Source organism: Undibacterium sp., assembly GCF_030683615.1.
Lineage (GTDB): Bacteria > Pseudomonadota > Gammaproteobacteria > Burkholderiales > Burkholderiaceae_D > Undibacterium > Undibacterium umbellatum.
On the sequence record NZ_JAUXQE010000037.1, the window covers coordinates 93,231 to 111,956 of the forward strand.

Annotated in this window: 14 protein-coding genes; 7 read left to right on the plus strand and 7 right to left on the minus strand. The window is 51.4% G+C overall.

All coding sequences use genetic code 11. The annotated features are described in order from the left end of the window. Window positions 1–46: 46 nt before the first annotated feature. A complete protein-coding gene (locus Q8K39_RS20000) occupies window positions 47–3,094 on the plus strand; it encodes a hypothetical protein (protein ID WP_305262916.1) in 3,048 nt (1,015 codons plus the stop codon). A gap of 366 nt (window positions 3,095–3,460) precedes the next feature. On the opposite strand, the gene ssb is transcribed toward Q8K39_RS20000, so the two are convergent. Beyond that, the gene (ssb, locus tag Q8K39_RS20005) at window positions 3,461–3,952 is read right to left on the minus strand and encodes a single-stranded DNA-binding protein (protein WP_305262917.1); all 492 of its coding nucleotides are present in this window, start codon (window positions 3,950–3,952) and stop codon (window positions 3,461–3,463) included. A 34-nt stretch (window positions 3,953–3,986) separates the two neighbouring features. Continuing rightward, window positions 3,987–5,171: an MFS transporter gene (locus Q8K39_RS20010; RefSeq protein ID WP_370868660.1), complete on the minus strand. Its 1,185-nt coding sequence runs from the start codon at window positions 5,169–5,171 to the stop codon at window positions 3,987–3,989. A gap of 189 nt (window positions 5,172–5,360) precedes the next feature. Here Q8K39_RS20010 and uvrA point away from each other — a divergent pair, with 189 nt between their 5' ends. The 3 genes from uvrA to Q8K39_RS20025 all read left to right on the plus strand — a co-directional run bounded on the left by uvrA (window position 5,361) and on the right by Q8K39_RS20025 (window position 10,139). Next, complete coding sequence (gene uvrA / locus Q8K39_RS20015; protein ID WP_305262919.1) at window positions 5,361–8,300, plus strand: excinuclease ABC subunit UvrA; 2,940 nt, start codon at window positions 5,361–5,363, stop codon at window positions 8,298–8,300. Window positions 8,301–8,466: 166 nt separating this feature from the next. Next, complete coding sequence (pth, locus tag Q8K39_RS20020) at window positions 8,467–9,039, plus strand: aminoacyl-tRNA hydrolase (RefSeq protein WP_162043524.1); 573 nt, start codon at window positions 8,467–8,469, stop codon at window positions 9,037–9,039. Next, entirely contained in the window at window positions 9,036–10,139 is a 1,104-nt protein-coding gene (locus Q8K39_RS20025) for a patatin-like phospholipase family protein (RefSeq protein WP_305262922.1), read from the plus strand. The genes pth and Q8K39_RS20025 overlap by 4 nt, the downstream gene beginning before the upstream one ends. A 5-nt stretch (window positions 10,140–10,144) precedes the next feature. Here the strand turns inward: Q8K39_RS20025 and Q8K39_RS20030 are convergent, their stop codons facing one another. The 5 genes from Q8K39_RS20030 to Q8K39_RS20050 form a co-directional block, all read right to left on the minus strand. Next, window positions 10,145–10,741 (minus strand): ACP phosphodiesterase, encoded by a 597-nt coding sequence (locus tag Q8K39_RS20030; protein ID WP_305262924.1) that lies wholly within the window; start codon window positions 10,739–10,741, stop codon window positions 10,145–10,147. 55 nt (window positions 10,742–10,796) lie between these two features. Then, window positions 10,797–11,015 (minus strand): hypothetical protein, encoded by a 219-nt coding sequence (locus tag Q8K39_RS20035; protein WP_186954908.1) that lies wholly within the window; start codon window positions 11,013–11,015, stop codon window positions 10,797–10,799. Further along, the gene (locus tag Q8K39_RS20040) at window positions 11,015–11,470 is read right to left on the minus strand and encodes a hypothetical protein (RefSeq protein ID WP_305262925.1); all 456 of its coding nucleotides are present in this window, start codon (window positions 11,468–11,470) and stop codon (window positions 11,015–11,017) included. Before Q8K39_RS20040 ends, Q8K39_RS20035 begins: the two co-directional genes overlap by 1 nt. A gap of 20 nt (window positions 11,471–11,490) precedes the next feature. Then, window positions 11,491–12,411 carry an SPFH domain-containing protein gene (locus Q8K39_RS20045; RefSeq protein ID WP_305262926.1) on the minus strand — a complete coding sequence of 307 codons (921 nt, stop codon included), beginning with the start codon at window positions 12,409–12,411 and terminating at the stop codon, window positions 11,491–11,493. A 175-nt stretch (window positions 12,412–12,586) separates the two neighbouring features. Continuing rightward, window positions 12,587–13,894 (minus strand): MFS transporter, encoded by a 1,308-nt coding sequence (locus Q8K39_RS20050; RefSeq protein ID WP_305262928.1) that lies wholly within the window; start codon window positions 13,892–13,894, stop codon window positions 12,587–12,589. 142 nt (window positions 13,895–14,036) lie between these two features. Here Q8K39_RS20050 and Q8K39_RS20055 point away from each other — a divergent pair, with 142 nt between their 5' ends. The 3 genes from Q8K39_RS20055 (at window position 14,037) to ychF (ending at window position 18,478) form a co-directional block, all read left to right on the plus strand. Further along, the gene (locus Q8K39_RS20055) at window positions 14,037–15,722 is read left to right on the plus strand and encodes an SgrR family transcriptional regulator (RefSeq protein WP_305262929.1); all 1,686 of its coding nucleotides are present in this window, start codon (window positions 14,037–14,039) and stop codon (window positions 15,720–15,722) included. An 81-nt stretch (window positions 15,723–15,803) separates the two neighbouring features. Continuing rightward, complete coding sequence (locus Q8K39_RS20060; protein ID WP_186954912.1) at window positions 15,804–17,198, plus strand: MATE family efflux transporter; 1,395 nt, start codon at window positions 15,804–15,806, stop codon at window positions 17,196–17,198. 188 nt (window positions 17,199–17,386) lie between these two features. Then, window positions 17,387–18,478, plus strand: coding sequence for a redox-regulated ATPase YchF (gene ychF, locus Q8K39_RS20065; protein WP_305262932.1), 1,092 nt, complete (start codon window positions 17,387–17,389; stop codon window positions 18,476–18,478). Window positions 18,479–18,726 lie beyond the last annotated feature (248 nt).

Genomic DNA, 18,726 nt, shown 5'->3' on the forward strand with positions numbered 1-18,726 from the left:
CAAGATTGCCCATTTTTTCCTTGTGCACTATACTAGCCCGATGGAAATGCGCAACAAACAAATACCCCGGCCACGGCATTGGCAGGAATTCGAAGACCTGTGTTTATCGCTTTTTAAATCAATCTGGAACAACCCGCTCGCTCAAAAGAATGGCCGGAGTGGTCAACCTCAATGCGGTGTCGATATTTGGGGGGCTGTAAATGACGAGCAATCAAGGATTCGAGGCATCCAATGCAAGGGGAAAGACGCTTCCATTGCCTCGAAAGTAACGCAAACAGACTTACGTGAAGAAATTGCCAAAGCGGAGAAATTCGCGCCGCCGCTAGAACACTGGATACTAGCCACTACCGCGCCGCCTGATGCTGAGTTGCAACGTATCGCTCGCGAGATTTCAGTCGAGCGCGAAAGACAAGGAAAGTTTACAGTCCAAGTAATCGGATGGGGAGACATTGAGTCTTTGCTTTGTGATCATCCCACCGTATTGGAATTGCATTATCCCGAGTTGGGTATTGATATTGCTATTCTCGCAAAGAAGATTTCTGTATTGAAGCTGATCGTCGACCAGCCACTCGTTAGCGGAGCGTCCTTCGCTCAACCTGAAGCCATCGGATCATCCTCGCACCCAATTGTGTTTCATCAAACACGTGACATTGGCCCCGCCTTGTTAGGACGACCACTAGGACCATCTGACGCCCTTGCGTGTCCCAAATTACCGGAAGTTTCTCCAACAGTAAAACAACTGGAGATGGCATATTCTGCTCATCTGGTCGGTGATTCAGGGTCAGGGAAGTCAGTGTGCGCGTTTCAGGTAGCGTATGCGTTTGCGGAGCAAGGATGGGAAATTTTTTCGTCATCAGGATCCGATGGATTACCAGCCATTCCGAAAGGAAAAATAAATGGGCGTCTTCTCTTATTAATCGATGACGCGCATCTTCTCTCACGACCCGAATTGCGGTCACTAACAGATCTTGCGAATCCTAGATGTCTTATCTTATGCACGCACAATGCAATTGAAGGTCTTACTTCTCAGCGTGGTGCTATTCGCATGAACCCGCAAGCTGCTATTGAAGCGATTTCGTCAGGATTGTTAGCGAACCGCAATGCAACACTTGATGCAGTTCGTCGGGCAGACAATCATGTTGGCGACACCATAATGGATGAGTCTCTAGAAGATCGAATCGAGCATGCAGCGAAATACGCTTCACATCCCTGGCAGTTTTGCTTTGTTTTGGGCGGCGGCTGGCGGCGTGCAACCGAGGCGGCAAACATAGCGAAAGCGATTGGTGCATCTCTTCCGTTAGCTGCAATTGCAATTCGTCAAATTGCTTCGCGTGATGCTCGCTTGGGGTTATCTGAAATTGCGGATTTCCTGACCTCTGCTGGTGTTGAAATACACGCCTTAGAAGCACAGCTAGAAGCACTCATTGAGGAAAGAATTGTACTTGCAAGGAATGACTTACGTTGCCCACATCAACGGTTTGCAGCAGTTCTTTTGTCAAAACTTATTGGAACGCTACACGAATCCACAATTTCGCAGGTCGAGTTCATGTTGCGTGCGACATTGGCCGACGAAAATATTTCTCTTAGCGGAATACGGGCACTATTGCATGAGCTTTGGTTTGCTGATAATCGACGCTGGCAGAATCTTGTCACTTGGGATGCTCTTGAGCCTGTACTAAAAAGGTGTTGGACGGCCACTGACCCCAACGAGATTTCCGCGGCATGCTATGTCATTCATGAAGTATTACATTGGTCGGACGGAGCCGAAGGTGCTGCCATTCGTGGTCACGAGTCCAAGCTTGTCACGTGGCTTGAAGAAGCCAAAGCTCCTATGGGACATGGACTATCTTGGCTGCTAAATTCCCTATTAAACATTGACGAGCCGCGTGCACTGTCGCTCGTTCGTCAAGCATCTCCGCAAGTTATAGCGAATCTCATTTCTAACAGCGATCCAGCTAGCGTTTGGCATATCGCATTGCTCGCAAAAGGCCTTCGATTGTGGATCAACGATCCGTGGGCGCAAGAGATATCGCATTTACTGAACTCTGAACGGCTACTGACATTGGCGGCCACATGGCCAGTTAATGAGCCCCTTTATCCAGTCGTCGAGCTACTGGAATCAGTCATACATTTAAACCAAGACCTTGCGCTATCCATTGTTGAGGAACTTGTTCCTGAGATAAGCAGACGGTTGATGGAGGACCCTGTAAAGCAATTCTACGAAATCAGCGATTTGTTCTGGCACGTGCTGCGAGTATTGGACCTATTTGGTACCTATAGAGGAAAAAAAGGGCCTTCGAAAAGACACATTCATATTGCACGTTCGATCTTTGCGAATGTCGACTTAAGGGAAATAGGATCTAAGTTGTCCCGAGCCCCACTGCGCAAATTCCAGCAAGTCTCCTATTTGCTCGCAAGCATTCGACGGGTATCTTCATCGAAATTTCAAGCACTTGTCGGGTTTATGGATTGGAACCAAGTAGCGTTGACAGTGGGTGATCACTGGAAGTATTTACCTCATGATGCCGAAGTTCTCATGGGAATTGCATCTGCAACAACTAAAACTCGCCAGCAAATATCGAACCTGATTCAACAAAACCTTTGGAAGATGGACCAGATGCCTCCACGGCTAGCGTACATTGCGCCCAGCTGCGCAATTGAGTTCGTGCGCGCCGGTCGGAAAATCGCTATAGCAGACTCATCCCATGTTCATTGGAAGTTTGGCGCATACCTGATTAGTTTTTTTGCCAAAGAGGCACCTGAACTAGTACCAACGATTGTGAATCAATGCATCTCTACGGTTGCAAAGTGTTTATCAGAAGCACATCCTAGCTGGTACAAAAACAGTTATATTTTACTAGAATGCATGCAAAAATTTTCGCCAACAGGCCTACAGCAAGTTTTCGAAAAGATGGACTTAGAAAGAGTCCAAGTAGGATGGAAGGCTGCGTTAGCCGCTGGTGGAGAGAGCAAGAAATCCGTTCTCCTTTTAATTCTTGCAGCACGTGATCGCAGCGATGGCATAGGCCAATATGCGCGACATCTGAAGAAATATAGCACACAAAAGATTGATGTATCTAAGGCGGATAGCTAGTCTAAAGCCTGCCAGGAGCCAGAAGATTTCTGACGTTTGGTCACGACGAATGTCATATCTGAATCAACTTGCGGCAAAGGCTAGCACCAGCTCGATGGCCTCGCAGTCTTTTTCCGCACATCAACAAAATTATTTGCAAAAGCAGAATTCTGATGTGTAAAGCATCGTTGATGCTAGGATAATTATGCAAAGTCTCCCAATATAAAAACGACCGTTTGAATCTCGAATCCAAGTGCTATATTTACATCTTTTGCAGGTAGACATTTAGTATCAAAATAGGCCCATTTCAACATGTCAATAAACAAAAAAAATCCCACTCTTCATAGAAGTAGTGGGACAGAAGTTTACACTATATAAACTTAGGCCTCAAAACGGAATATCATCATCCATATCCGAGAAGTTCGGTGCCGGGCGTGATGCCGGGGCCTGGCGTTGTTGCTGTGGTGCTGCCTGCTGGCGTGGGGCTGGTGCTCCGCCACCGTAGCCACCACCATCATCCATGCCTGCGCCGCCGCCCATGCCCTGGCGGCTGCCCAGCATTTGCATGCTGTCGGCTTTGATATCGGTTGCGTATTTTTCTACGCCGTCTTTGTCGGTGTACTTGCGGGTGCGCAGGCTGCCTTCAACATAGACTTGCGAACCTTTCTTCAGGTATTGACCGGCGATTTCTGCCAGTTTGCCGAAAAAGGTGATGCGGTGCCATTCTGTCTGTTCTTTCTTTTCACCGCTGGACTTGTCTTTCCAGCTATCGGTGGTTGCCACGGTGATGCTGGTCATTGCATCGCCTGATGGCATGTAACGGGTTTCCGGGTCTCTCCCAAGGTTGCCGACGATAATGACCTTGTTCACTGATGCCATGTAATTCTCCTCATTTTTCCTGATACAAATTAATTTATGCCTTGACCGTAGCCGCAGTTTTGCTGCGCTTGGGTATGTTGGGCATATTGATAGCGATTATAAGCCAGACCGCTGTCAGCACTGCACTTACGATGAACACCGAGTTCGATGCCATATTCTGTTTAATCCAGCCCCCCAGCAAACCACCACAGAACAGGCCCAGGGCCTGCAAGGTGTTATACACACCCAGTGCTGCACCTTTGGCGGCGGGTGGGGCGATACGCGATACCAGGGATGGCTGGCATGCCTCCAGGATATTGAAGGCGATAAAAAATGCAAACAGCAAGCCTACCAGCATGGCTGGAGATTGCAAGTATTGCCACAAACCAAGCTCTACCAACAGCAAGAGGGCGATGGCGGCAACAAAAACCTGTTTCATCTTGCCAAATTTTTCACCGATGAAAATCGCTGGCAACATGGCGATGAAAGAGGCGAACATGACTGGCAGGTAGACTTTCCAGTGCGCGGCCACGGGCAGTTCGGCATATTGCACCAGTGCTGCGGGCACGACAACAAACATGGCCATCTGCGTCAGGTGGAGGGCAAACACGCCGTAATTGAGGCGCATGAGTTCAGTATTCTTCAAGACCACGGACAGGGGCACAGGTTTATGGCGTATGGCCGGTGCTTCTGGAGTGATGAATAAAACAACAGCTATGCCGACCAGTGACAAGACACCCGTCATGGCAAAGATACCGCTCATGCCTATGCTTTGATACAACAAGGGCGCCGCCACCAGTGACAGCGCAAAAGTCAGGCCTATGGAGCCGCCGACCATGGCCATGGCCTTGGTGCGGTGTTCTTCTCTGGTGGTATCGGCAATCAAGGCGGTGATGGCGGCAGAGATAGCACCTGCCCCCTGTATGCCGCGACCGACGATGACACCTACGACGGTCGTTGCAGATGCCGCAACAAAAGCGCCGATAGCGAACAACAGCAGGCCGATGACGATGATACGCTTGCGCCCAAACTTGTCAGATGCTATCCCAAACGGGATTTGCCCAAACGCCTGGCTGAGGCCATAGATACCCATGGCCAGGCCAACCAGCATGGCATTATCACCGTCAGGCAGGGTCTTGGCATGGATGGCAAACACCGGCAGGATGAGAAACAGGCCCAGCATGCGCAGGGCAAAGATGGAAGCGAGAGACGCGCTGGAGCTGATCTCCTCGCGGCTCATGCCAGCAGGCTCTTGCTCACTCAGTGGGGATGCATCGGAAGATGTTGCAATAGTCATATTCAAAAAACTCGTCTGATCAGTTTAGTTTGCGCAAAGCAAAGACGAGCCCGCGATAATTTTCAAAACCCGTTATAGTATCAGGTTGCACGCCTACTTCCCCCAATTCGGCCCAAATTCAGCACAGAGATTATGACCACACGCACAAAAGCAGCAAAAGCGCCCAAACCGGCAGAAATCGACTTTGATGCCAGTGATGTTCAATTGGCACAAAAGCGTGATTTGATACGCGTACGTGGCGCACGCACCCACAACCTGAAAAATATCAGCATTGATTTGCCGCGCAATAAGCTGGTGGTCATCACTGGGCTGTCTGGTTCTGGCAAGTCTTCACTGGCTTTTGATACCCTGTATGCCGAAGGCCAGCGCCGCTATGTAGAATCGCTGTCGGCCTATGCGCGCCAGTTTTTGCAGTTGATGGAAAAGCCGGATGTGGATTTGATCGAGGGTCTGTCACCTGCCATCTCCATCGAACAAAAAGCCACCTCGCATAATCCGCGTTCCACTGTTGGTACGGTCACCGAGATCCATGATTACCTGCGGCTGCTGTATGCGCGTGTAGGCACACCGTATTGCCCTGATCACCCGGAAAACCCACTGGCAGCGCAATCGGTATCGCAAATGGTGGATGCCGTGCTGGCCATGCCTGACGATACCAAACTGATGATACTTGCGCCTGTGGTGGCCAACCGCAAGGGTGAGCACATGGATTTGTTTGAGCAGATGCAGGCCCAGGGCTTTATTCGCTTTCGCGTGCAGAGCGGCACGCATGAAGCAAAAATCTATGAAGTCGATGATCTGCCGAAGTTGAAGAAGACTGAAAAGCATACAATTGACGTGGTGGTAGACCGCGTCAAGGTCAAGGCTGACATCAAGCAGCGTCTGGCAGAATCATTCGAGACTTGCTTGCGTCTGGCCAATGGCCGCGCTCTGATTGTGGATATGGATAGCAATCATGAGCAATTATTCTCGAACAAATTTGCCTGCCCTACTTGTGGCTATTCATTGCAAGAGCTGGAACCGCGCCTGTTCTCTTTCAATAACCCCATGGGTGCCTGCCCTGAATGTGATGGACTGGGGCATATAGAATTTTTTGATCCCAAGCGCATTGTCGCCTTCCCCAACTTGTCGCTGGCCAGTGGTGCCGTCAAGGGTTGGGACAGGCGTAATCAATTCTACTTCCAGATGCTGTCGAACCTGGCGGCATTCTATGAATTTGATATTGATATGCCTTATGAACAATTACCGGAATCGGCACAGCAAATCATTTTGTATGGTTCAGGCAAACAGCAAATACCGTTTACCTATATTAATGAAAAAGGCCGTACTGTCATCAAGGAACACAGCTTTGAAGGCGTGGTCACCAACTTGCAACGCCGTTATCGCGAAACTGATTCCATGGCCGTCAAGGAAGAGCTGGCCAAGTTCATCAATGAAAAACAATGCCCGTCTTGCAACGGCGCACGCCTGCGCATAGAAGCGCGTTATGTCAAGGTGGGCACAGGCAAGCAAGAGAAGGCGATTTACGATATCAGCGCCATGCCACTGCGCGAGACCCTGCATTTCTTTGAGCACCTGAAACTGACAGGTTCGAAGCGCGACATCGCTGACCGCATCATCAAGGAAATCACGGCACGTCTGACTTTCCTGAATAATGTCGGCCTCGATTATCTGTCGCTGGAACGCAGTGCCGACACCCTGTCTGGTGGCGAAGCCCAGCGCATACGCCTGGCATCGCAAATCGGTTCTGGCCTGACTGGTGTCATGTATGTGCTTGATGAACCATCTATCGGCCTGCACCAGCGCGACAATGACAGGCTGATCGATACACTCAAACATTTGCGCGATATCGGCAACAGCGTGTTGGTGGTCGAGCATGATGAAGATGCCATACGTTGTGCCGACTTTGTGGTCGACATGGGGATAGGTGCGGGTGTGCATGGCGGTGAAATTATTGCCCAGGGTACGCTCGAAGACATCATGAGTAACAAGCGTTCACTGACGGCTCAATACCTGAGTGGCGCGCTGGAAATTGCAGTTCCAAAAACACGTACCAAGTTTGACCCGGCCAGGCAATTATTGATTGCTGGTGCACGTGGCAACAACCTGAAAAAAGTGTCGATGAAGTTGCCAGTAGGCTTGCTGACTTGCGTGACGGGTGTATCCGGTTCAGGCAAATCGACGCTGGTGAATGACACGCTGTACCACGTCGCTGCGCGCCACTTGTATGGTTCACAAACCGAACCGGCAACGTTTGACCATGTCAGTGGGCTTGAGCATTTTGATAAAGTCATTTCTGTCGACCAGGCACCTATCGGTCGCACGCCGCGCTCCAACCCGGCGACTTATACGGGCTTGTTTACGCCTATACGTGACCTGTTCGCCACCGTGCCTACAGCCAAGGAACGTGGCTATAGCGCAGGCCGTTTCTCTTTCAATGTGAAAGGTGGTCGTTGCGAAGCCTGCCAGGGTGATGGCGTGATCAAGGTCGAGATGCATTTCTTGCCTGACGTCTATGTGCCGTGCGATGTCTGCCATGGCAAGCGCTATAACCGCGAAACCCTGGAAGTGCATTACAAGGGCAAGAACATCAATGAAGTGCTGGGCATGACGGTGGAAGATGCGCATGAATTCTTCAAGGTCGTCCCTATCATTGCGCGCAAACTGCAAACCCTGCTGGACGTGGGCCTGGGCTATATACGTCTGGGACAAAGTGCCACTACCCTGTCGGGTGGTGAAGCGCAACGCGTCAAGCTGTCGCTGGAATTATCCAAACGCGACACTGGCCGCACCCTGTACATCCTGGATGAACCGACCACTGGCTTGCATTTCCATGATATCGCGCTGTTGTTGAAGGTGATACACAGGCTGCGTGACCAGGGCAATACCCTGGTCATCATCGAGCATAATCTGGATGTGATCAAGACTGCTGACTGGCTGATTGATCTGGGCCCGGAAGGTGGTGCTGGTGGCGGCAAGATTATTGCGACTGGCACACCGGAAGAAGTGGCAGCCAATCCTGAAAGTGTGACGGGCAAGTATCTCGCACCGTTGCTGAAGAAATCCAAATAAGCCTTTGAAATAATTGGAGCGCTATTTCCTTCTTGGGAGTAGCGCTTTTTTATTTACGTTGTATAGGACATTGTTGATTTTCATGACAGCACTTTCGGCTTGGTTATAATAGCCTTCAATCCGCAGAACAGTGGTTCTGCAAAAATATCAAGATATACACTTAGCAATGACCATACGCCTGATCGTTGGCCTGGGTAACCCCGGCCCTGAATATGAACAAACCCGCCACAATGCTGGCTTCTGGCTGGTAGACCAATTGCCAGCCAGCCTGCAAAGAGATAAGAATTTTAATGCTCTGGTTGGCAAGACCCGTATCGCCAACCAAGAGGTGTGGCTGCTGGAGCCACAAACATTCATGAACCGCTCCGGGCAATCAGTCGGGGCGATCTGCCGCTTCTACAAGATCACGCCGGATCAGGTGCTGGTGGTGCATGATGAACTTGATATCATGCCTGGAATTGCCAAGCTCAAACTGGGTGGCTCATCTGGCGGGCATAATGGTCTCAAGGATATTACTGCTGCGCTTGGCACCCAGGATTACTGGCGTTTGCGCATAGGCATAGGCCACCCGCGCAGCCTGAATTTAACGCAAGGTGTTGCCGACTTTGTCTTGCACAGGCCACGCAAGGAAGAACAGGGGCCGATAGACGAAGCCATCGCCAATAGCCTGGCCGTGTTACCCTTGCTGGTTGAAGGTAAATTCCCTGAAGCGATGATGCAACTCCATACGACAAAATGAGTTCCGCCATACAAATCCATGCTGGTCGCAAAGCCTATGCGCATCTGCGCGAGCATGGCTTGCGTGCGCAGGATGTGGCCATCATCCCGGCAGCGGCTGGTGGCCCCAAGGGTTTGATATTGCAGGCGCTGGATCAATGGATATTCGGTGAATGGTTGCCAACAGCACCGCGTGAACGCACGCTGATCGGTGCCTCTATCGGTGCCTGGCGCATGGCGGCTGCCAGCCATGCCGACCCGGTTGCAGCCTTCCAGCGGCTGGGTGATTTGTATTGTGAACAGCGCTACCCTGAAAAACCTTCTGCTCTATGTGTCACGCGGGAGATCCAGAATCTCTTGCATGATTTCATCGGTGGGCATGAAGCAGAGATCGTGAACCAGCCTTTGCACAGGCTGCATTTATTGGCTGTGCGTGGCCGTGGCTTGTTGAGCGCGCCAAAATCCGTGAGCAAGGCCAAGGCTGGTTTTGTGGCTGCGACATTTGCCAACCTGGCTTCGCGTTCGCGCCTGGCGAAACATATGGACCGCGTGGTGGTTGGCGATACCCGTGACCCGCTGTTCTGGCTGAAGGCCAAGTTCGACGGTTTTGATACCCACTTTTGCCCGTTGAAAACGGATAACCTGGGCTGGTCCTTGCTGGCATCTGGCACCTTGCCATTGATCATGGAGCCAGTCTCGCACATCCCGCATACGCCCTCAGGCACTTACTGGGATGGCGGCATCATTGATTATCACCTGGCGCTGCCCTATTCACGCGTGGCCGGCAGCAAGGATGGCGATCTGGTGCTGTACCCACATTTTACCGATCACATCGTGCCGGGCTGGCTGGACAAGCCCCTGCCCTGGCGCAGGGCTGGCATGGGTGTCAATCGTGAGTGGCTGGACAATGTCGTCATGGTGTCGCCCTCACCGTCTTTTCTGAAGACGCTAAGCCGTGGCAAGCTGCCTGACCGTAAAGACTTTTTTTACTACGGCACGAATCATGACTTTCGCATCCAGAACTGGAAGCTGGCGATCAGCGAAAGCGGGCGCATGCGTGACGATTTTGCGGCGTTTGTTGAAAAACCAAACCTTGATCTGGTGCAGGCACTGAATTTCTGAGTTGGCTAGCTTGGCATTTGCCTGCGTTGCTCAGCAACGTAGTGTATGAGTTCTGGAAAAAATTCCTGAAATCCCTCTGACAAAGCCACATAGTTACTTTGCAAATCATCCAGACCTGAGCGCAACAAATCACCATTCTTTGACAGCCTTTGCGAAGTACGTTCTACCGCAATTCTAACGCCATCAAATTCATGATAAGACCCCAGCCAGTCCTGGCTGAGCATGCGTGGCAAGGCGGCCTGCAGATTGTCGGGCAAGACTATTTTTGATTGTTCTTGCAGGGCGGTATAAAAGCGCACTATCAATTCCTGGCGAGGCGCCGGGCTATGTTGTGGCCAATGCTGACTCAGGACGTGATCATAAAAGATATCCAGCAAGATACCTGAATAACGGCGGTGCTGGTCCTGGAATAAACCCTTGGCCTGCAACACAATGGGGTGGCTGTCGGTATAGCTATCGACCAGTCTGTGCAAGTGGATATCTGCCTGGATTTCGGGATGATAGAGTGCAGTGTCTTTCAGTTTGACAAAGTCACCGAGCAAGGCACCCAGCATGGCTTTATCGCTATGCTGGGCCAGGTAAATGTGGGCAAGGTAATTCATAAGTAAGGCCAGTATAGCTGGCTTTGTAATGGCTTGCTGCCAGCTTCAAATTCCCTTAGCTTTGCCCGTCTGGCAAAATGTCGTCCTTAATTTCGGCATCTGCAACTGACTTTGCCGGTGGCACATGCCGCCCTTGCTGCTTCAATGCCTGCCTGAGCAGGTATTCAACCTGGGCGTTGGCACTGCGCAGCTCTTGTGCCGCCATGCGTTCGATCTCGTTCCATAGCAAAGGATCGATACGCAGCGGGAAGGATTTTTTTCCTGGGCTGGCCATTATCTGGCATTCAAACGTGGAGTGATGTAACTGAGCAAACGCTGCGGTTCTTGCGAGCCCAGACGCAAAGTTTGGCCATTGCGCAGCGTGAGACGTATAGCTCCATAACCATGCACGTTATACAGCATGCCTTGTGCAGAACTCTTGATACCCCATCCATCAATAAAACGAGTTCTTACTACTTCGCCAGTCTGGATATCCGTCAGTGCGAACTTCCACGCAGGCCAGCCCAGCCATCCAAAACTCCAGGACAGATGGCTAGCATCAATACGTATGGTAAGGTTGCCAAGGAAGACCAGGACCAGAGTATTCACCGTCAGTATGAGGAGTGCAACCCAGGATGCCAGTGGCACACCTCCAAAAAACTGCGTTCCAAAGGAAAAGATAGTCACCAGCGGCATGAATATCCACAAAAACTTGAACCACTGTTTTTCTATATAGACTGGATGTTCCATTTTCTTGTCTCACTACAAAATCAATTATACAAAGTGCCGGTATTAATGACAGGCTGGGTTTCCTTGTCTGAACATAGCACCACCAGCAAATTGCTGACCATGGCCGCTTTTCTTTCGTCATCGAGCTCACATATCTTGCGTTCGGACAAACCTTGCAAGGCAGCTTCCACCATGCTGACTGCGCCATGCACGATTTTCTTGCGGGCGCTGATGATGGCTTCTGCCTGCTGGCGACGCAACATGACCTGGGCAATTTCCGGGGCATAGGCCAGATGCGTGAGCTTGGCGTCTTCGACATCAATACCGGCAGCGGTAAAGCGATTGTGCAATTCATCACGCATGGCACAGGCGACCACATCCATGCCTGCCCGCAAGGTAGTCTCACCTTCTCCCAGGTCTTCACCATCGTCATAAGCATACTGGGTTGCCAGATGACGTATCGCGGCTTCTGCCTGGATGTGCACAAAACGTTCAAAATCATCGACATTGTAAATTGCCAGGGCCGTGTCCTGCACACGCCAGACAATGGCAGCCCCAATTTCTACAGGGTTACCGCGCTTGTCATTGACTTTCAGTGCTGCTGTATTGAGGGTGCGCGCGCGTAGGCTGAGCTTGCGCTTGGCATACAGGGGATTTACCCAGCGCAAACCTTCACTGCGGTCGGTGCCCTTGTATTGACCAAACAGGGACAACAAGGCGGCCTCGTTCGGTTGCAGCATGTACAAACCCGTCAGGAGAAAAATGCCCAGCGCAACAATCGCCAGACGCACCAGCACTGCTAGCAGGCTTTGCTGACCTGAACCTACCAGATCGATAAAGCTATAGGCTCCGCCTGCTACAAACAGCAGGCCAACAATAATCATGAAATAACCGTCCAGCGACGTAAGTGAACGTTCTTGTATTAATTTTTTGCCAGTCGCCGACACTGAGGTAGTACTCATACTTTCTCCTGATAGATGGCACTTTGAAATCAAAGTGATATCACTTTAGGATGAGCAGAGTAAAATGTCAAGAAAGATTGAAAATCAATGCTGATGGACGGAAACGACCCAAGAATGTCAAACAGCTTGCCCACGCTGGGCAAGCTTTGCAAGGCAAGATGAGGCCAGTATAAGGTCAGTAAAAGGGATACAAATTCTTCACGCGGTTACCAGCAAACTGCTTGCTGGCAGCTAACACTGAAAGACAAGTCTGCGGCTTGCAAACTGCAGGCGCAGGTTCAGTCTCACTCGCCTCACTTACATGCTCCTCTGCAGGCTTGCTGCGCATGCCTGCAAAATACAAGAGTACCCCCAACAAGGCTGCCGAGATCAAAACCCAGAACATGACATCGCTATGAAAATGCGCCAGCAGGTAACCGCAGATAACGGGGTTCAGTGCGGCACCAAACATGGCCAGGCTTTGCGCCCCATAGTAACTGCCGCGCTTGTCTGCCGGTGCAATCATGTCGATGAACATGTATTCGCAGGGGATCACAATGACCTCCCCCACCGTGAAGACCAGCGTCGCCACTACCCAGCTCACGGCGCTGCTGGCATGCATGAAGCCCAGCAAACCTGCGGCATATAACATGGCACCCAGACTCACCCAGCGAAACAGGTATTTTTGTTGCATGAGTTTGCCAACAGGATATTGCAAGACCACCACGGTCACCGCATTGGTGATGAGGATGAATGGCAGCAATTGCGCTGTGGCTTGCGTGCCCTGGCTGACGATCAGGTATTGCGATAAATAGCCAGAGACAAAACGGCCAAACACGAAAGAAGTCAACACGCTGCCCAAGGTAAACAAGATCAGGCGGCGGTCACTTCTGAGCACGCGCATGGTTGCCATGAAACCGGCGGGACTGGATTTAATTTCTGATGTCGTCTTGACTATCGCTGCGGGCTTGCCCAAAACCTGCGATGCCAATAGCGAGAAAACCGCAGCCAGCCATAATGGGCCAGAAACCTTAATGGCAAACAACCATGCGCCCAACACCGGGCCGAGGGCAAAAGCCACATTGATCAATGTATAGTTGAGAGAGAATGCTTTTGGTCTTTGCTCAGGCGGCAACAGATCAGCCAGAGTGGCCTTCAACGAAATGCCGCGCAAGGTCAACGCAGATTCTATACACATCAGGGCCAGCAAAGCTGTCCATGCATTCGGTGCTATCGTCAGTGACACCGTGCAGACAGCAACAACGACGCCCGCCAGTTTCATCAGCAGATTTTTGCTGAGTCGGTCTGCCAGGTAACCGGCATACAAACTGAACAGGGTAGAAAAGAAAATACTGCCGCCGAGAACCCAGCCTATGGTTTGCTGGTTGATACCCAGATGTTCATGCAGATACAGTGCCATGAAAGGCAGGGCAACTGCGCGCCCCATGACAAAAACAAAAGAACTGAATAAAAGTCGTATCACGGGTGCGGGAAAGCGGGACATCATCTTCCTTTTTTTGGTCCATTCAATACAGGCAGGTACTGATGTCTGACAGTATGGTAAAAAAAGCAGAAAGGAAAAATGGATATAATTTAAAAAAATTTTTCCCCTTTTATCGATTTGATAGGCGAGTAGACTCTCCACCATGAAACTGCTTGATCACTACCGCAAACTATATACTTTCCTTCAGCATCATGAGCAGCAGCCAGGCCTGCCTGCACTGGCACTGGCCATGCATTGCAGCGAGCGTAATATGCGCAACCTGTTGGCGAAAATGCAGCAACATGGCTGGTTGAACTGGCAGGCAGGACGCGGACGCGGTAATCATTCGCAGTTGGAGTTTTTGCAAACCCCAGATAGCCTGGCGCTTGATCACCTGTCGCAATTTTTAGCGCGCGGCGATCTGGAACAGGCCTTTGCCAGCCTGGATGATCACCAGCGCCAGCAACTGGCAAGCCGCCTGCCTGATTATCTGGGCATGCCGGACAGTGCCTGCCGCAGCTTGCGCATGCCCCTGTTTCGCAGTGTAGAAAGCCTGGACCCCTTGAAGGTCTATGGCCGCCTGGAAGCACATCTTGTGCGGCAGATTTTTTCACGCCTGACAACTTTTGACCATCAGCAAAATGCCTTGCGCCCGGCAATTGCCCATCACTGGGAAAGCGAAAAGAATGGCAGTGTCTGGCATTTCTGGTTACGGCCCGGATTAAGTTTTCATGATGGCACTGAGCTTGGTGTAGAAGATGTCAAAGCCAGCTTCTTGCGCCTGCGTGATGAGTCCGCCATTTACCAGCGGCTATACCGTCACTTGGCACATGTAGAGACTGGCCCTAGCCAGCGCGTGAGTTTTTACCTGGAGCATTCTGATCAATTATGGCCCAATTGCCTTGCTACGGCCAACTCTTCCATCGTGCCACGTCACCGTGCCGCCGATTTTGAGCGCTTCCCGGTTGGCAGCGGTGCATTCCGCGTGATACGCAACAATACCTATCAGCTGACCTTGCAGGCCTTCAAGGATTATTACCGAGAACGCCCTTTACTTGATGAGATAGACTTGTGGATGTTGCCGCCACCATCCGGCCCTTCAGGCTTTGATTTGCAGTTTGGTTATGCCAACCAGGATTGCTCGAAAAAACAAACTATTGCGGGTGCAGAATCTGGCTGCACTTATATCATCTGTAATTCTTCACGCAGTTTTTTTAAAACTGCAGATCAAAGACTGGCATTGGCCGACTGGCTGGCACCGGAGACCCTGTTTGATCCGCAAGAGCGCAGCAGGAAACCGGCCTCTGGCTTGCTGGCGATCTGGAAACACCGCGTCGCAAAAAAACCGAAATGCTGCAGCTTTAAGGCTGGCAGCAAATTACGCATGGTCAGTGGCCAGACAACGGAAATGTTGAGCCTGGCGCAAGCGGTCAAGCAAAGACTGGAAGCAGGTGGCATCACCGTCCAATGGACCAGCCTGCCCTATGACCAACTTCTGGCACGCGAATGGATGAAAGATGCCGACCTCGTCGTCACCCGTGAAGTCATGCATGATGACCAGGATTTTGGTTGCTATGAATGGTTCGTGGCAGACAGCGTCTTCCGCCGCTGGATGCCCGCCAGTGCCCTGAAATCTTTGGATGCAGATCTGATGAAAATCAAGGAACTGGTAGAAAGCAAGCGCCGCATGCTGGCTTATGCGCGAATAGGAAAACGCCTGGTGCAAGAAGGCTGGCTGATTCCCATTTCGCATGAAAATCAGCAAGTCAGCATAGCCCCGCATGTGGCAGGTGTGAGGATGACGCCGTTTGGTTTTGTGTCGTTCAACGAGCTATGGTTGAAGCGCTAAATACAAACCAAATTTTGGTGATAGCAGGAAATTTACTTTCTACGGTAAGATGCTGGTCCACTCCCTCTTTGTTTGCCCTGCATGAAAACCCGTATCCGCACTGAAGCCGCCATTCTCTGGACCATTGCCTGGCCTGTATTAATTGGTCAGCTTGCCACAGTAGGCATGAGTGTGGCCGACGTCGCCATGACCGGCCACCTGAGTGCCGACGACCTTGCCTCCGTATCACTGGGCGCGAATGTCTGGGTGATCATCCTGGTCAGTGTGATGGGCATCATGATGGCAGTCAATACCATGATAGCCCATGAAGTTGGTGCAGAAAATCATCAACGTGTGCCGCATATGGTGCGCCAGTCCTTGTGGCTGGGCCTGGGCGTGGGTTTGATAGGCTGCCTGCTATTGAATATCTCCACCCTGATCTTCAATTACCTGCAACTTGACCCCGCCATCAATGCCAAGGCTTCAGAGTTCGTGCATGTCATCAGCCTGGGCATGCCCGCATTTGCCATGTACCGCGCCCTGTATGGTTACACCACCAGCCTGAACCAGACCAAGCCCGTCATGATGATCGCATTGGGTGGCTTGCTCTTTAATATCGTCATGAACTGGTTATTCATTTACGGCCACCTGGGCTTCCCCAAACTGGGATCAACAGGCTGCGCGCTGGCAACAGGCTCTGGTTTGTGGCTGATGCTGGGTGCAATGATATTCTGGATACGTCGTGCTGAGGCCTATCGCGAAACTTTCCCCTTCCATCAATATGAAGGGCCGAACTGGGCTGAAATCCGCTCCACCTTGCGTCTTGGCTTACCGATAGGCGTCACTTATTTTGCTGAAGTCTCAGCCTTTGGTGCAGTTGGATTGCTGATTGCACGCTTTGGCGTAATACCGGTAGCCGCAAACCAGATCGCCTTGAATTTTTCCTCACTGGTGTTCATGGTGCCCCTGAGCCTGGGCATCGCCCTGACCACACGTGTAGGGCAAACCCTGGGCGAAGGCGATGCAGAGCGAGCTCGCTTTATTTCCTGGACGGGCTATGCGCTGTCCACCAGCTTTGCGGTGATATCGGCGCTGGGCATCATGATCTTTCGTGACCTGGTGGCAGCGGCCTATACCTCCGACCCGGCTGTGCAGGCCATGGCGTCTGAGTTGCTGTTGTATGCGGCAATCTTCCAGTTATCTGATGCGGCCCAGGTGACCGCATCCTGTGCCATACGCGGCTACAAAGTCACACGTACGCCAATGCTGATACACCTGATGGCCTTTTATGGCTTTGCCTTGCCGATAGGTTGCTTATTGGGCCTGGCTCCCTCATGGATGCCGTGGCATCCAGAGCAAGCCATGGAAGCGCGTGGTTTCTGGATAGGGCTGGTGCTGGGACTCACTGTCGCCGGGATCATGTTGACAGGCTTGTTGCATAAACTCAGCAAGGGCAGGATCAAGCAAGCTGGAGGCTTGAGCAATGCCACTGCCTGAACCAGACAAACCGGGAAAGTGCCCTAAACTCAAGATGACAATATCAAATTAACCAGTTAATGAGCATTATTTTGTCATTGTCTGCTGTATTTATCAGCAAGATTTACTGCAATTCAGACCAGAAACGGTCTGGAGGGCAGGCTTTCCGGTAAAATAGCGGGTTAATCAAATCCAACTGGCAAAACATCATGAGTCTCAAATGCGGCATCGTCGGCCTGCCTAACGTCGGCAAATCCACTCTGTTCAATGCGCTGACCAAAGCGGGCATCCCGGCAGAAAATTATCCTTTCTGCACGATAGAGCCGAATGTGGGCGTGGTTGAAGTGCCTGATCCACGACTGAAGCAATTGTCTGACATCGTCAAGCCTGAGCGTATCCAGAACGCCATCGTTGAATTTGTTGATATCGCCGGTCTGGTTGCCGGTGCCTCCAAAGGTGAGGGTCTGGGCAACCAGTTCCTCGCGCACATCCGCGAAACTGACGCCATCGTCAACGTCGTGCGTTGCTTTGAAGATGACAATGTCATCCACGTGGCTGGCAAAGTCAGCCCGCTGGATGATATCGAAGTTATCCAGACAGAACTGGCACTGGCCGACATGGGCACAGTAGAAAAAGCCATCCATCGCGAAAACAAAAAAGCCCGCTCTGGCGACAAAGACGCAGCCAAGCTGGTCGCCCTGCTGGAACGCATCATGCCTGCACTGAATGATGCCAAACCTGTGCGTGCGCTGGGCCTGGATGCTGAAGAAATGCTGCTGATCAAGCCACTCTGCCTGATCACTGCCAAGCCAGCCATGTATGTTGCCAACGTCTCAGACAGCGGCTTCACCAAGAACCCCTTGCTGGACCAACTGACCGCGTATGCAGCATCCCAGAATGCACCTATCGTCGCGATCTGCGCCTCGATAGAATCTGAAATCGCTGACCTCGACGATGCTGACAAAGCCGAGTTCCTGGCCGACATGGGCATGGAAGAACCAGGCCTGGACCGCTTGATACGTGCGGCATTCAAATTGCTGGGCCTGCAAACCTACTTCACCGCAGGCGTCAAGGAAGTACGCGCCTGGACCATCCACGTAGGCGACACAGCACCACAAGCAGCTGGCGTCATCCACACCGACTTCGAACGCGGCTTCATCCGTGCCCAGACCATCGCATTTGATGACTACATCAATTTCAAAGGTGAATCAGGTGCCAAGGAAGCAGGCAAGATGCGCGCCGAAGGCAAGGAATATGTGGTTAAGGATGGCGATGTGTTGAATTTCTTGTTTAACGTCTAAATACTGGTCAGTTTCAACAAAGAGCCGCAAATTGAGCGGCTCTTTTGCTTTGCGGTTCCTATCTTCCCTGCCTGAGTCTGCCAGTTAATTTCACCTTTGGCATATGTGGTGAAAATACCGACATTACTCAGTGGCGGATTCCATGCTAACTGCCCAAGGCATTTGCCTGCGATATAATGCCTTGCAGCCCAACACTCCATCCAGCAACACTCACCCAACTTGCGGAGAGCATTTGGCTTATCAGTATT

Coding starts and splice junctions, on each gene's coding strand:
- Q8K39_RS20000 (WP_305262916.1), top strand. CDS start 47: ATGCGCAACAAACAAATACCCCGGCCACGGCATTGGCAGGAATTCGAA.
- ssb (WP_305262917.1), bottom strand. CDS start 3,952: ATGGCATCAGTGAACAAGGTCATTATCGTCGGCAACCTTGGGAGAGAC.
- Q8K39_RS20010 (WP_370868660.1), bottom strand. CDS start 5,171: ATGAGCCGCGAGGAGATCAGCTCCAGCGCGTCTCTCGCTTCCATCTTT.
- uvrA (WP_305262919.1), top strand. CDS start 5,361: ATGACCACACGCACAAAAGCAGCAAAAGCGCCCAAACCGGCAGAAATC.
- pth (WP_162043524.1), top strand. CDS start 8,467: ATGACCATACGCCTGATCGTTGGCCTGGGTAACCCCGGCCCTGAATAT.
- Q8K39_RS20025 (WP_305262922.1), top strand. CDS start 9,036: ATGAGTTCCGCCATACAAATCCATGCTGGTCGCAAAGCCTATGCGCAT.
- Q8K39_RS20030 (WP_305262924.1), bottom strand. CDS start 10,741: ATGAATTACCTTGCCCACATTTACCTGGCCCAGCATAGCGATAAAGCC.
- Q8K39_RS20035 (WP_186954908.1), bottom strand. CDS start 11,015: ATGGCCAGCCCAGGAAAAAAATCCTTCCCGCTGCGTATCGATCCTTTG.
- Q8K39_RS20040 (WP_305262925.1), bottom strand. CDS start 11,470: ATGGAACATCCAGTCTATATAGAAAAACAGTGGTTCAAGTTTTTGTGG.
- Q8K39_RS20045 (WP_305262926.1), bottom strand. CDS start 12,411: ATGAGTACTACCTCAGTGTCGGCGACTGGCAAAAAATTAATACAAGAA.
- Q8K39_RS20050 (WP_305262928.1), bottom strand. CDS start 13,894: ATGTCCCGCTTTCCCGCACCCGTGATACGACTTTTATTCAGTTCTTTT.
- Q8K39_RS20055 (WP_305262929.1), top strand. CDS start 14,037: ATGAAACTGCTTGATCACTACCGCAAACTATATACTTTCCTTCAGCAT.
- Q8K39_RS20060 (WP_186954912.1), top strand. CDS start 15,804: ATGAAAACCCGTATCCGCACTGAAGCCGCCATTCTCTGGACCATTGCC.
- ychF (WP_305262932.1), top strand. CDS start 17,387: ATGAGTCTCAAATGCGGCATCGTCGGCCTGCCTAACGTCGGCAAATCC.